Raw genomic sequence first — 13,407 nt, forward strand, 5'->3', positions numbered from 1 at the left:
AATTTACACCTCAAAAGGACCCGTTGTGAGCCAAGAAGCGGAATTGAAATTGCTGGTTGATAGCAGCCAAGCTGAGCAGGTTTTAAAACTCTGCCAGCAGCTGGCCAAGGATCTTGATGGTGAACAGATGGAACTGTCCAATCGCTATTTTGATACGGCCGACCTGCGCTTGCGTCAGGCCGGTATTGGCTTACGCATCCGTCGCCGTGGTGACCAGTTAGAACAAACGGTCAAATTAGCTGGTGCGGTGATGGGTGGCTTGCACAGTCGGCCAGAATTTAATGTGCCCATTGAACAAGAGCGTCCAGACCTCAGTCTGTTCAGCCAAGATATTTGGCCGGATGACTTTCCAGCTTTTGAACTACAAGCCGATTTACAGGAAATATTCAGTACCGATTTTACCCGCACTTGTTGGCGAATTCCGAGTCAGGATGGGGTCATTGAATTAGCCTTTGATCAAGGCCTGATCAAAGTCGGTGATCAGCAACGTGGTATCGCCGAGATCGAACTGGAAGTGCAGGGTGGTGAACTGACTGATGCTTATAAAATGGCACGGCGCTTTATCACTCGTGTGCATGCCCGCACCGGTACGCTCAGTAAAGCGGCACGGGGTTACCTACTAGCTGGTAAAACCACTTTGGAACCGTGGCCACAAACCGAATTCGTTGAACAACTGCATGGCGACAACGTCGGTCAAGGCTTGTATCGCGCCCTGACCTATGGCTTACAGTTTTGGCAGCACCACGATGCCTGCCTCAATGAAACGCCCTCGGTGCGCGCCGTCGCCGGGATCACCGATGGCATTCGCTTATGCAAGGTGGTGCTGCAGCAACTCGCAGCGTTGGAACTAGATGTGAATGATCACATTGTGCGGCTAGAGCAAATGCTCGGCCACCTCGGTTGGTTGAGTCGCTACGATGGCTTAACCGAGCTGACCGCTGACGATGGTGCTTATCATCGTGCTTTATCTGAGCATCAAAAGCTCTATGACTACATTGTCGAGCAGCAGCAACATGCGGTACAGCTTGAACTGGTACAAAATCTCAGTAAACGCGATGATTATCAGCTGACCTTGTTGGAACTCGGCGAACTCTGCCAGCAACAGCCGCGTCATCCAGAGCTCATGGAACTAGCGCTGAAACCGTGGGCGACGCAGCGCTTGCGTGACGATTGGCAGCAAGTGATCACTTTGTTCAACCGTCAGGATGAACTGCGCCCTGAGCACTATTTGAAGCATTTACCGGTGTTACAAGGCTCACTGCAACTGGGTTACTGTTTGGGCTATCTGTTTGATGCCGACGACCGCGAAGCTTTTCGTGCGCCGTGGTTGGACATGGTGCGTGGTATTCGCGAAATTATGGCGCTGAAATTATTGCGTGAGGCCATCAAAGACACTGATGAAGTGAACACCGACCGCCTTTTGAATTGGCAGACCGTGCAATTAGAATCATTGCTGTATGCCCTAGAACATTCGCGCCGCGCAGCCTTAAAGCAAGACCCATACTGGGAAGCTTAAATGACCTTGACGCTGGCACAACAGGACTGGTTATGTCAGGTCAGTCCGTTTATTGAACGGGTGCTGCAACAGCAGCCCGACGCCCTGCAGCAATTGCAGCAACACGGCACCATCACTAACACCCATAGCTACTTGCCGCAATTAACCGCGGCGCTTGCTGGCTGCAACGATGACACCAGTGCGCAGCAGCAATTACGCTGGTGGCGACAGCGCTGGTATGCTGAAATTGCTGCGGCTGATTTGCTCGGTTGGTTGCCGTTAGAGCAGGCCTTAAGGCATCTAACAGAGTCTGCTGATGCGTTTATTATTGCCGCCCAGCAATGGCTACTCCCGCGCTTTGTTGAGCGCTTTGGTTGCCCGCGTGATGAGCAAGGTGAGCCACAACAGCTGGCCGTGATTGGTATGGGCAAACTCGGTGGCGGCGAGCTTAACTTCTCCTCGGATATTGATTTGATCTTCTGCTATGCGCAACAGGGCGAGACTGATCATGCCCGCAAGCCAATTGAAAACAGCGTGTTCTTCACACGTTTAGCACAGGCATTGGTCGCGCTATTAGATACTGTGACTGCTGATGGTCGTGTATTCCGAGTTGATTTGCGCTTGCGTCCGTTTGGTCAATCTGGCCCTTTAGTAGCCAGTCTGGCGGCGCTTGAGTACTACTACCAAGAGCAGGGTCGCGACTGGGAGCGCTATGCGATGGTGAAAGCCCGCTTAATTGGCGCCACCAGTCAGCAACAGCAGGAGCTGCATAGCTTATTACGACCTTTTGTGTATCGGCGCTATATCGATTTTTCCGCCATCGATTCACTGCGCACCATGAAACAGCTGATTACCCAAGAGAGTAAACGGCTCGGCCAACGCTACAATATTAAACTGGGTGCTGGCGGTATTCGTGAAATTGAATTCATTGCGCAAGTTTTTCAGTTGATCCGTGGTGGGCAGCAGCGCCAACTGCAAACCCAATCGCTTTATCAGGCCTATGCCGCCATTAGCGAACTGGAGTTATTAAGTGCGCAAGTCGTCGACGAGTTACTCGAGAGCTACGGTTTTCTGCGTAAACTTGAGCACGTGCTACAACAAATTGATGACCAGCAAACCCAAACCTTACCCACCGATAGTTTGAATCAGCAGCGTGTGGCGCAGGCAATGGGCAGCACTTGGCCGCAACTGCTGGTGCAGGTCGAGCAGGTGATGGCACGAGTACATGTGCAGTTCCGTGAGGTCATTGGTAACGAAGTGACCGACGACGAGGAGATTGGTCCGCTGCAGTTGTTGTGGCAAGACATGACCGATGATGACACGGGCCAAGCCATTATTGTTGAACATGGTCTCAGTGCAACAGACGCCGCGGCGGCTTGGCAGCAAATTCAGCAACTACGTCAGGAGCTACGCAAACGTGGCAGTGGCCCGCGTGGTCGCAAAGCCATGGCTAAGCTGCTACCGATCTTGCTGCAACGTACCTTCGTTAGCGAGCAGCCGCTGTTGTTGCTGGAGCGACTACTGCAATTATTGAAAAAGATTAGTTCACGTACCGCATACATTGAGCTGCTGTTAGAAAACCAAGGTGCCCGCGAGCAGTTACTCAAGCTGTGCAGCGCCAGTCAGTGGTTGAGCAATCACTTGGCTAATTACCCGTTGCTACTTGATGAATTGATTGTGCCGCAACAGCTGTATCAGCTGCCTGAGTTTCAGCAATACCCGCAATTGTTGGATGAATATCTGCTGCGTATTCCTGAGCATGAGCACGACTTAGAAGCGCAAATGAATGCGCTGCGGCAAGCGCGGCAGGTTTTGCAGTTAAAGGTGGCAGCGGCAGATATTACCGGGCAATTGGCGCTGATGAAAGTCAGTGATCATTTGAGTTATCTGGCCGAGGCAATGATTGCGCGGGTCGTGTCATTAGCCTGGCAGCAATTGGTCGAGAAGCATGGTGCACCGCCGGGACGAGATGTCACCGATACCGGGTTTGCGGTGATGGCCTACGGTAAACTCGGTGGCTTAGAGTTAGGCTATGGCTCTGATCTGGATTTAGTATTTATCAGTGATGCTGACTATGAATTGGAAACCAATGGCGCTCGTCCGCTAGAAGTTCAGCAGTTTTACCTTCGCTTAGCGCAACGGGTTCTGCATATTTTTACCACCAAAACCATGATTGGTACCTTGTACGATATCGATTTGCGCTTACGTCCCGATGGTAAATCAGGGCTGATGGTGACGCGACTATCGACTTACGCCAGTTACCTACAGCAAGATGCTTGGACCTGGGAATTGCAGGCATTGGTGAGAGCCCGTCCGGTGTATGGCTCGGTGAGCATGCAACAGCGTTTACGAGATATTCGCGGTGAGTTATTGCAACAACAACGCGATCAGCAGCTTCTGCGTACTGAGGTGTTACAGATGCGCAGTAAAATGCGTGAACACCTGTTGCAGAGTCGGGCGGACCAGTTTGATTTGAAGCAAGGTGTCGGCGGAATTACCGATATTGAATTTTTGGTGCAATATTTAGTGTTGCGTTTCAGTGCGCAGTACCCGCAATTGGCCACCTACACCGATAACATTCGCATTTTAGAGCAGGCGGCACAATGCCAGCTATTGACTGCCGCTGCGGCACAGCAATTAATGCAGGCATATTTAGCCTATCGTGGCGAGGTGCACCGCTTAGCGCTAGATAACCAAGCGGCGTTGACCAGCAAAGCGTTTACCGCCGAGCGTGCGGCGGTGCAGCAGTTATGGCAGCAGTTTTTTAGCGATACAAGTTTTTAGCGATACAAGTCGGGATCATCAAGATTAGGACGGGTTTTAAAGCGACGATGCACCCACATGTACTGTTCTGGCGCTTGATTAATCGCAAACTCCACCATTTTATTCACCCGCGTAACATCGGCGACATCATCGCCGGTGGGAAAGTTGTCAAACTGCGGATAAAAGTGAATGTCGTAGCCACTACCATCAGCACGTCGTAAGCAGGTGGTAGGAACCACTGCGCAATTGGCGTTGCCAGCAAATAACAGGGTACCGGTGGTGGTGCTCGCCTCAGCAACGGCAAAGAATGGTGCGAATACGGTGCGTTTGCGACCGTAATCTTGGTCAGGCAAATAACCAGCAATATCGCCCTGATTCAGGGCTTGCAGCATACTGCGTACATCGGTGCGCGGGATCATGTATTTGTTCGAACGATTACGCCCACGAGTTTGCAGAAATTCCATCACCGCATTGTTGTGCGGCCGATATAAGCCCACCGCGGGTTGCACAAAACCATGCATACGGGCGTGCAACTCGAGACTGAGAAAATGGAACAACAGCATCAGTACGCCTTGGCCTTGCTGCAGCGGCGCATGAATATGTTCAGCACCATGTACATGCAATTTGCGGCGGATGCGCCAGTTCGGCCACCACCATGCCATACCGGTTTCGAAAAAAGCAATACCGGTATTTTCCATATTGGTTTTAACTAAGGCTTCGATGCTCTCGGCTGATTTATCTGGAAAGCATAATTCGAGGTTGCGCCGAGCGATAGCCGCTCGCTTGGGAACAAAGCGATAAAACAGCCGACCGACAGTTCGCCCAAGAGCCAACTGCCAGCGGTAGGGTAACCACGATATCAGATATAAAAAGCCAGCGCCGAGCCAGGTCAGCCAATATTTTGGCAGTAAAAACCTAGGCTCGAACTTTGGTTTTTCAATAACATTCATCGGGTCAGGCTTGCGTTAATCGCTACCAGGTCTTGTTCAGTGATCTGCCCAGAAGCCTGTTTGAGGTTCAAATACTGGCGAATGTAGCCATAGCGAGCTGTTGATAGATTACGGCGCGCATTGAACAGGTTGCGCGTGCTATCTAGCACGTCAACGATGGTCCGAGTGCCCACTTCAAAACCAGTTTGCGTGGCTTTCAACGCGCTTTCGGCTGAGATCACCGCTTGCTCCAAGGCTTTAATGGTGGCAACTGAGGCTACTACGTCGTAAAAAGAGCTACGCACATTACGTTCAACGTTGCGGCGCACAAATTCTAATTGCTGACTGCTGGCAACAAAGTTCTCACGCGCTTGGTCGATTTGTGAGCTGGTACGAAAACCACTGAAAATCGGTACGGTGAGTTCCAAGCCAATTGAGTTACCATCTAAACGTGGCGAATTGTTCACAATACCGCCCGACTCAGAGCGCCCGTCGCTGGTGTTATAGCTGGCTGACAGTGATACTTTCGGCAGGTGACCATTGCGCGCTACGTCGATACGTTGGTCGGCGATTTCGACAGCAACACGCTGCACCAGCAACTGTAGATTCTTATCTTCAGCGGTAGTCACCCAGCTTTGTGCTTCGCTAGGTTGCGGAGATTGCGGCGCAAACTTAGCTGTATCTAAGCGTGACAAATCTTGGTGATAGCGACCGGTGATTTCGCGTAAGCTCTCTTGTGCGATTTCGATGGCGTTGCGCGCTTGAATCTCACGCGCTACGGCATTATCAAATTGCGCTTGCGCTTCATGCACATCGGTAATAGCGGTCAAACCGACTGAAAAACGTTGTTTGGTTTGCTCGAGCTGACGCTCAATAGCCTTTTTCTCAGCTTCGGCAAACTCAAGGTCATCTTGACGCTCAAGCACGGTGAAATACGCATTAACCACGCGTAGCATCAACTGCTGACGTTCACTTAAGTAGTTAACTTCAGCTTGATAGGCTTGTTTCTCAGAAATGTCCGCGTTGTCCCAAACGTTCATATCAAACACGGTTTGGCTGAGATTTACCCCAGCACTCCAGCCGCGTGAGGTGGAATCAATGATGGTGAACTGGTCGGCAGCAACAAATTGACCACGCTCTGATTGATTGCGTTCATAGCCAGCAGAGAAGCCGATTTGCGGCCAAAAACCTGCTTTGGTAATGTCAATGCCGCGTTGGGCGGCGCGGCGCTCAGCGTCGACACGCTGCAGTGTTGGGTCGTTTTGCAGGGCTAATTGAAACACCTGCGCCAGGTCGTCTGCGAATGCGACATTGGTGCTGGCAGCAAAGGTCAAACCTATAAGAGCTGATAAAACGTGCTTTTTCATGGTAATAGGGTTCCTGAATAATCAATAAGCAATGGATTGCAAAACGCTGTGCAATCATTTTACATACACAACTGAATGAATACTAGTTTACTCTGCATTTGGGTTTGATTCAGTGTGATAGTTGCAACAGTTTGGGCTCAAGTGTAACTAATTATGTGATGAGACCCTATTTATTTACAATGCCTGATAATCTATGACGCGGTAAACAGAGTACATAGAACGTCTAATGACTAAAAAAGGCTTACCTGTGCAAAAATTCAATCTGGCGGATGTCGAGATCATCGAGCGCCGCGCCGAGCGTAAAGGCTTTCTCAGTATCTTTCGTTATACGCTGCGGCACAAGCTGTTTGCGGGCGGCTGGTCAGCAGTGTTCCAGCGTGAATTGATGGAACGTGGTCATGCTGCGGTGGTGATTCCGTATGACCCTAAGCGCGACACCCTGGTTTTATTAGAACAGTTCCGAGTAGGCGCAATGAGTGACGAAACCAGCCCATGGCTACTCGAATTTGTCGCTGGCATGATTGATGCTGGCGATACCGACGCCGAGGCCGTGGCGCACCGCGAATTGTTTGAAGAGGCGGGGTTACGGGCGCAAGCCATGCACTACGCGCTCACCTACTATTCCAGCCCAGGTGGTTGTACTGAAAAAATTAGTATTTTTCTGGCCGAGGTAGATAGCAGTAAAGCTGCGACCCTGGGCGGGCTTGCCACTGAACACGAAGATATTCGCGTGCATGTGTTGCCGCGGGTTGAGGTGGAACAGATGCTGGCGCAAGGAAAAATTAACAACGCCGCCAGCGTGATTGGCTTACAATGGCTGCAACTTCATCGTACGAGCTTATTTACATCATGACCCGAGATGTGCGCCGTCAGCGTTATCAGTTTGACCTTGCTGCTTTGCAACGCTTAGCAGCGGTGAACTATGCCGCCTTAGAAGGGTTGGTGCAGGGCTTATCAGAGCAGCGCCCACGGGTGATAAAAATAGGCCATCACTTGCGTTTTGCCATTGCCCTAGTCGACGATGCACCCTATACCACTGAAATTCGTATTCAGCAGCAAGCGCTGCAACAACAGCTACCGGGGCTGCGCGAAACGCAACTGGATGTGCGCTTGTATCATGACGCGCAACTGGCCGAAGTGGTGCGTAGCCAAGGTGTCGGGCGCTTGCAATCACGCTACCCACAACCTAATCCACAGATGCATCACAGTGACGAAAAGCAGCAGGTTAATCAGTTTTTACATGATTGGTTGCGGGCAATTCAACAAGCTGGCTATAGTCAGGAGAACTAAGCGTTTTGTTGTTGTATATCCACGGTTTTGAAAGCTCGCCGCAATCGGCGAAAATCATAGAACTACAGCGTTTTGTGGCCACTAAACAGCTGTCGCTGACGGTGATTGCCGAGCAACAACCAGCCACCATGGCAGCACAGCGGGCGGCTATCGATAAAGTGCTCAGCGAACAGCCAATCAGCGCGGTGATGGGCAGCTCACTCGGTGGCTTTTGGAGCCATTATGCGGTCAGCCGTTTACATGCTTTGGGTCGTACTCACGCCCGCGCGGTGCTTATCAACCCTGCGGTGCAGCCTTATCAATGGATGCCCACTGAGCTGCAGCAGCGTCAGCACCCATACACTGGTGAGCATTACCATTTAGGGCCGGCGGATAGTTTAGTGTTACAGCAGGCTGAACAACAGTTTTTACCCAGTGTTGAGTTGTTGGTGTTGCTGCAAAGCGGTGATGAAACACTCGACTATCGCTTGGCAGCAAAATACTATCAGCAGCAGCGCATGATCATTGAGCAAGGTGGCGATCATAGTTTTCAGGGATTTGTGCGCTACTTACCCGCTGCGCTTGAGTTTCTTCACGTCCTGTAACAGTATATGGGCATAGTGAATCACACCTGAAAATAATAAGAAGAGCGCATGTCAGATTACAAAGCTGATTCCATTGAAGTTCTAAACGGACTTGAGCCGGTACGCCGGCGCCCGGGGATGTACACCGACACCACCCGTCCCAATCATTTAGGTCAAGAAGTCATCGATAACAGTGTTGATGAAGCACTTGCCGGCCATGCTCGCGAGCTGACCATTATTTTACACGCTGACCAGTCGCTTGAAGTACAAGATGATGGCCGTGGTATGCCGGTTGATATCCATCCAGAGGAAGGTGTACCTGGGGTGGAACTGATCATGACCAAGTTGCATGCCGGTGGTAAATTTTCCAATAAGAGCTACAAATTTTCTGGCGGTTTACACGGCGTCGGTATCTCGGTGGTCAACGCCTTATCCACGCGCGTGAATGTATTGGTAAAGCGCGATGGCAACATCTATGAAATGGCCTTTGAAAACGGTGAAAAAGTATCGGAATTGAGTGTGACCGGCACTGTTGGTAAGCGTAACACCGGTACCACCATTCGCTTTTGGCCTGATCCGAAATATTTTGACTCGGCGAAATTTTCCGCGTTGAAGCTGACTCATGTGCTGCGCGCCAAAGCGGTGTTATGCCCAGGTCTACGCATCACTTTCCGTAACGACGTCGATAGCACTGAGCAGACCTGGTACTACGAAGACGGTCTGCGCGACTACTTAGTAGAAGCGGTGCGCGAGTATCCAACCCTACCGGAAGAGCCGTTTATTGGTGCGTTTAGCAGCAACGAGCAAACCGTTGACTGGGCGCTGACTTGGCTGCCAGAAGGCGGCGAAGGGGCGATGGAAAGCTACGTTAACTTGATCCCGACGGCACAAGGCGGTACCCACGTAAATGGTCTGCGGCAGGGCTTGCTTGATGCCTTGCGCGAGTTTTGTGAATTCCGCAACTTATTGCCGCGCGGCGTGCGCTTAACTCCAGAAGACGTGTGGGAACGCTGTAATTATATTTTGTCGGTAAAGATGCAAGATCCGCAGTTCTCAGGGCAAACCAAAGAACGTTTATCGTCACGCCAATCAGCCGCGTTTGTTTCTGGGGTGGTGAAAGATGCCTTTAGTTTATGGTTGAACGAGCACACCGATTTAGCCGAACAAATTGCTGATTTATGTATTAACAACGCTCAGCGGCGCTTAAAAGCCAGCAAAACCGTGGTGCGCAAAAAGGTCACTCAAGGCCCACCGTTACCGGGCAAACTCACCGATTGTGCCACCCAAGATAACGCTCGCAGCGAATTGTTTTTAGTGGAAGGTGACTCGGCCGGTGGCTCTGCTAAACAGGCCCGTGACCGTGATTTTCAAGCGGTGATGCCACTGCGCGGAAAAATCCTCAATACCTGGGAAGTCGAGTCGGACCAAATTCTCGGCTCACAAGAAATTCATGATATTTCCGTGGCCGTGGGCGTTGACCCCAACTCCATGGATTTAGACAAACTACGCTACGGCAAAATTTGTATTTTGGCCGATGCCGACTCCGATGGCTTACACATTGCCACCTTGCTGTGTGCCTTGTTTATTAAGCACTTCCGGCCATTGGTTGAGCACGGCCATATTTATGTGGCAATGCCACCGCTGTATCGTATCGATGTGGGTAAAGAAGTATTTTATGCCCTTGATGAAGATGAAAAGCAGGGTGTGTTAGACCGTATTGAAGCGGAAAACCGCAAAGGCAAGGTCAACGTGCAACGCTTCAAAGGTTTAGGTGAGATGAATCCGCTGCAATTACGCGAAACCACCATGGACCCGAATACCCGCCGCTTGGTGCAACTCACCGTCGATGACGCGGTTGCTACCGAGGAATTAATGGATATGCTGCTCAACAAGAAACGCTCAAGCGACCGCCGTGATTGGCTGGAAAGCAAAGGCAATCTGGTTGATTTGGCCGAGCTGTAAGGAGGCGCTGCAATGTCTTTAGAAAATATCGAACAGTTACCACTGCGCCGCTTCACTGAGGATGCGTACCTCAATTACTCCATGTACGTGATCATGGACCGTGCCTTGCCACATATTGGCGACGGCCTGAAGCCGGTGCAGCGGCGTATTATTTACGCCATGTCTGAATTAGGCTTGTCGGCGCTGGCAAAATATAAAAAGTCCGCCCGTACTGTGGGTGACGTGTTGGGTAAGTTCCATCCGCACGGTGACAGTGCCTGTTACGAAGCCATGGTGCTGATGGCGCAGCCATTCTCTTACCGCTATCCGTTAATTGACGGGCAGGGCAACTGGGGTTCACCGGATGATCCGAAATCCTTTGCCGCCATGCGTTATACCGAATCACGCTTGTCGCGCTTCAGTGAAGTGCTGTTGAGCGAGTTAGGTCAGGGCACTGTTGATTGGTCACCGAACTTTGACGGCACCATGAAAGAGCCGCGCATGTTGCCGGCCCGTTTGCCGCATATTTTGCTCAATGGCGTAACCGGTATTGCGGTCGGTATGGCCACCGATATTCCACCCCACAATGCCCGTGAAGTGGCGCATGCCTGCGCACTGTTGCTGGATAAGCCAAGTGCTAGCTTGGCCGAGGTGATGGAGCATTTACGTGGGCCAGATTATCCAACCGATGCCGAAGTCATTACTCCGCCCGAAGACATCATTAAGATGTACGAAAGTGGCCGCGGCACTATTCGTATGCGCGCCAAATACCAACTGGAAGATGGCGAAGTGGTGATTACCGCATTACCGCATCAAGCCTCTGGCGCCAAGGTATTGGAGCAAATTGCCGCGCAAATGCAAGCCAAGAAGCTGCCGATGGTGGCGGACTTGCGCGATGAATCAGACCATGAAAACCCAACCCGTCTGATCATCGTGCCGCGCTCGAATCGCATTGATATTGAACAGATGATGCAACATTTGTTCGCCACCACCGATTTAGAGAAGAATTATCGCGTTAACCTCAACATGTTGGGGCTCGATGGGCGCCCGCAAGTGAAGCCATTACTGGCTATTTTGCAAGAATGGCTGCAGTTCCGTCAGCAGACGGTTACCCGTCGTTTGCAGTATCGCCTGGATAAAGTGTTGGCGCGCTTGCACATTCTTGAAGGTTTGTTGATTGCCTATCTGAATATCGATGAAGTGATTGCTATCATTCGTTATGAAGACGAGCCAAAGGCCGAGTTAATGGCGCGCTTCGGGCTGACCGATACCCAGGCCGAAGCTATTTTAGAATTGAAATTACGCCACTTAGCCAAGCTCGAAGAAGTGAAGCTGACCGCGGAACAAAATGAGTTGGCCGAAGAGCGCGCCCAATTGGAGTTGTTGTTGGGCTCTGACCGACGCTTGAAAACGCTGATGCGTAAAGAAATTTTGGCCGATGCAGAAAAATACGGTGATGCGCGACGTTCGCCACTGGTAGAACGTGAAGAAGCCAAAGCCTTAAGCGAGCGTGATTTAACTCCAGCTGAAGCGGTCACTGTGGTGCTATCGCAAAAAGGCTGGGTACGTGCTGCCAAAGGGCACGACGTAGACGGCGCAACATTAGCCTACAAAGCTGGTGATGGCTTCTTGGCCTCAGCCCAAGGTAAGAGTAACCAGCAAGTGGTGTTCCTTGACAGCTCAGGGCGTAGCTTCTCCTGTGAGGCGCATTTATTGCCATCGGCGCGAACCCAAGGCGAACCGCTCACCGGGCGCTTCAGTTTAGTGGCTGGTGAAACCGTCGATCAGGTATTAATGGCAAAAGATGACCAAGCCATGTTGTTGGCCTCCGATGCCGGTTATGGCTTTATTTGCCGCTTCGGCGATTTAGTCAGCCGTAACAAGAACGGTAAAGCGGTGCTGAATTTGCCGACAGGCGCGAAAATTTTGCCGCCGTGTTTAGTGCACAATCATGATACCGACCAACTGGTGGTGGTCTCTAATGAAGGCCGTATGCTGATATTCCCGGTCAAAGATTTGCCGGAACTGGCAAAAGGCAAGGGCAACAAGATGCTCAGTATTCCAACTCTGCGAGCGCAATCACGCGAAGAGTATGTGGTAGCCGCGGCGGTAGTTGCTGACGGTGTGCCTATTACTTTACTGGCTGGTAAGCGTAAATTGACCTTAAAAGCAGCCGATTTGGAGCATTACCGCGGTGAACGCGGCCGCCGTGGCAATAAACTACCGCGTGGTTTGCAGCGGGTCGATGCCATTACGGTAGAAAATCAGGACTGATCGGACGTTCTTTAACGCGCCTTATCGGTATAATGGGCGACATCTAAAGTGAGGGATTTGAATGTTAGCTGTCGTCCGTATTTTACTGCTGGGTTTGTTTGTTATTGCCGCCAGTACCGCCTTGGTTCTGCGCTTTTTATTGCGGCCTTTTCATGCCGATAACACCACCACTGCGGCGCATTGGTATGGGCGCATGCACAAGCTGATTGGGCTTGAACTCGATGTGCGTATTCCTGATGGGTTGTTTGCTGGCGGCCCGTACGTGTACATCGCTAACCACCAAAATACCTGGGATATCTTCACCCTAGCGCGGGCCATGCCACCGCACACCCAGAGTATCGGCAAAAAAAGCCTGATTTGGATCCCGTTTTTCGGCCAAATGTATTGGCTGGCCGGTAATATTTTGATTGACCGCAAAAACAGCGGCAAAGCCCGCGGCACTATTGACCAAGCCGCCGATGCCATTAAGCAACGCGGTATTTCTATCTTGTTGTTCCCCGAGGGTACGCGCAGTTATGGCCGTGGCTTGCTGCCATTTAAAACCGGCGCATTTCGCACTGCGGCGCAGGCTGGTGTCGCCATTGTGCCTATTTGTGTCTCTAACTTGCATGGCAAAGTGAAACTGAACCGTTGGAATAACGGCAAATTAATCATTGAATTTCTGCCACCTATTGCGATTAGCGGCTATGATAATGAAGCAGTGAAACAGGTGGTGACGCATTGCCATCAACTCATGCAACAGACTATTCAACAACTCGATCAGCAGGTAGCCCAAGGATAACCAC

At 51.2% G+C, this 13,407-nt stretch carries 9 protein-coding genes and 1 pseudogene; 8 read left to right on the plus strand and 2 right to left on the minus strand.

Features of this window, described 5'->3' with window-relative positions; translation table 11 throughout:
• Positions 1 to 25 precede the first annotated feature (25 nt).
• Together EFO84_RS03125 and glnE are read left to right on the plus strand one after the other, a co-directional pair.
• Complete coding sequence (locus EFO84_RS03125; RefSeq protein ID WP_127346619.1) at positions 26 to 1,516, plus strand: CYTH domain-containing protein; 1,491 nt, start codon at positions 26 to 28, stop codon at positions 1,514 to 1,516.
• 18 nt (positions 1,517 to 1,534) lie between these two features.
• Positions 1,535 to 4,279, plus strand: a pseudogene (gene glnE / locus EFO84_RS03130) (bifunctional [glutamate--ammonia ligase]-adenylyl-L-tyrosine phosphorylase/[glutamate--ammonia-ligase] adenylyltransferase); the annotation flags it as partial.
• Here the strand turns inward: glnE and lpxL are convergent.
• Positions 4,276 to 5,208 (minus strand): LpxL/LpxP family Kdo(2)-lipid IV(A) lauroyl/palmitoleoyl acyltransferase, encoded by a 933-nt coding sequence (gene lpxL / locus EFO84_RS03135; RefSeq protein ID WP_127346621.1) that lies wholly within the window; start codon positions 5,206 to 5,208, stop codon positions 4,276 to 4,278. The pseudogene glnE and the gene lpxL sit on opposite strands and share 4 nt — an antisense overlap.
• The gene (gene tolC, locus EFO84_RS03140; protein WP_127346622.1) at positions 5,205 to 6,554 is read right to left on the minus strand and encodes an outer membrane channel protein TolC; all 1,350 of its coding nucleotides are present in this window, start codon (positions 6,552 to 6,554) and stop codon (positions 5,205 to 5,207) included. The genes lpxL and tolC overlap by 4 nt, the downstream gene beginning before the upstream one ends.
• 247 nt (positions 6,555 to 6,801) lie before the next feature.
• On the opposite strand from tolC, the gene EFO84_RS03145 reads away from it, so the two are divergent.
• The 6 genes from EFO84_RS03145 (at position 6,802) to EFO84_RS03170 (ending at position 13,403) form a co-directional block, all read left to right on the plus strand.
• On the plus strand, positions 6,802 to 7,407 hold the full coding sequence (locus tag EFO84_RS03145) for an NUDIX domain-containing protein (RefSeq protein ID WP_431355314.1): 606 nt from the start codon (positions 6,802 to 6,804) through the stop codon (positions 7,405 to 7,407).
• Complete coding sequence (locus tag EFO84_RS03150) at positions 7,404 to 7,844, plus strand: DUF1249 domain-containing protein (protein ID WP_240642635.1); 441 nt, start codon at positions 7,404 to 7,406, stop codon at positions 7,842 to 7,844. Before EFO84_RS03145 ends, EFO84_RS03150 begins: the two co-directional genes overlap by 4 nt.
• Before the next feature lie 5 nt (positions 7,845 to 7,849).
• Positions 7,850 to 8,428: a YqiA/YcfP family alpha/beta fold hydrolase gene (locus tag EFO84_RS03155; protein WP_127346624.1), complete on the plus strand. Its 579-nt coding sequence runs from the start codon at positions 7,850 to 7,852 to the stop codon at positions 8,426 to 8,428.
• A 48-nt stretch (positions 8,429 to 8,476) separates the two neighbouring features.
• On the plus strand, positions 8,477 to 10,369 hold the full coding sequence (gene parE, locus EFO84_RS03160) for a DNA topoisomerase IV subunit B (RefSeq protein WP_127346625.1): 1,893 nt from the start codon (positions 8,477 to 8,479) through the stop codon (positions 10,367 to 10,369).
• A gap of 12 nt (positions 10,370 to 10,381) precedes the next feature.
• Positions 10,382 to 12,622, plus strand: coding sequence for a DNA topoisomerase IV subunit A (gene parC, locus EFO84_RS03165; RefSeq protein WP_127346626.1), 2,241 nt, complete (start codon positions 10,382 to 10,384; stop codon positions 12,620 to 12,622).
• A gap of 61 nt (positions 12,623 to 12,683) precedes the next feature.
• Positions 12,684 to 13,403: a 1-acylglycerol-3-phosphate O-acyltransferase gene (locus EFO84_RS03170; protein ID WP_127346627.1), complete on the plus strand. Its 720-nt coding sequence runs from the start codon at positions 12,684 to 12,686 to the stop codon at positions 13,401 to 13,403.
• Positions 13,404 to 13,407 lie beyond the last annotated feature (4 nt).

Origin of the sequence: Pseudidiomarina mangrovi, assembly GCF_003999375.1 — a bacterium.
Taxonomy (GTDB): Bacteria; Pseudomonadota; Gammaproteobacteria; order Enterobacterales; family Alteromonadaceae; genus Pseudidiomarina; species Pseudidiomarina mangrovi.

What these genes read in the sequence shown, in the direction of transcription:
- lpxL (WP_127346621.1), bottom strand. Translation starts at nt 5,208, where the DNA reads ATGAATGTTATTGAAAAACCAAAGTTCGAGCCTAGGTTTTTACTGCCA.
- tolC (WP_127346622.1), bottom strand. Translation starts at nt 6,554, where the DNA reads ATGAAAAAGCACGTTTTATCAGCTCTTATAGGTTTGACCTTTGCTGCC.
- EFO84_RS03150 (WP_240642635.1), top strand. Translation starts at nt 7,404, where the DNA reads ATGACCCGAGATGTGCGCCGTCAGCGTTATCAGTTTGACCTTGCTGCT.
- parE (WP_127346625.1), top strand. Translation starts at nt 8,477, where the DNA reads ATGTCAGATTACAAAGCTGATTCCATTGAAGTTCTAAACGGACTTGAG.
- parC (WP_127346626.1), top strand. Translation starts at nt 10,382, where the DNA reads ATGTCTTTAGAAAATATCGAACAGTTACCACTGCGCCGCTTCACTGAG.
- EFO84_RS03170 (WP_127346627.1), top strand. Translation starts at nt 12,684, where the DNA reads ATGTTAGCTGTCGTCCGTATTTTACTGCTGGGTTTGTTTGTTATTGCC.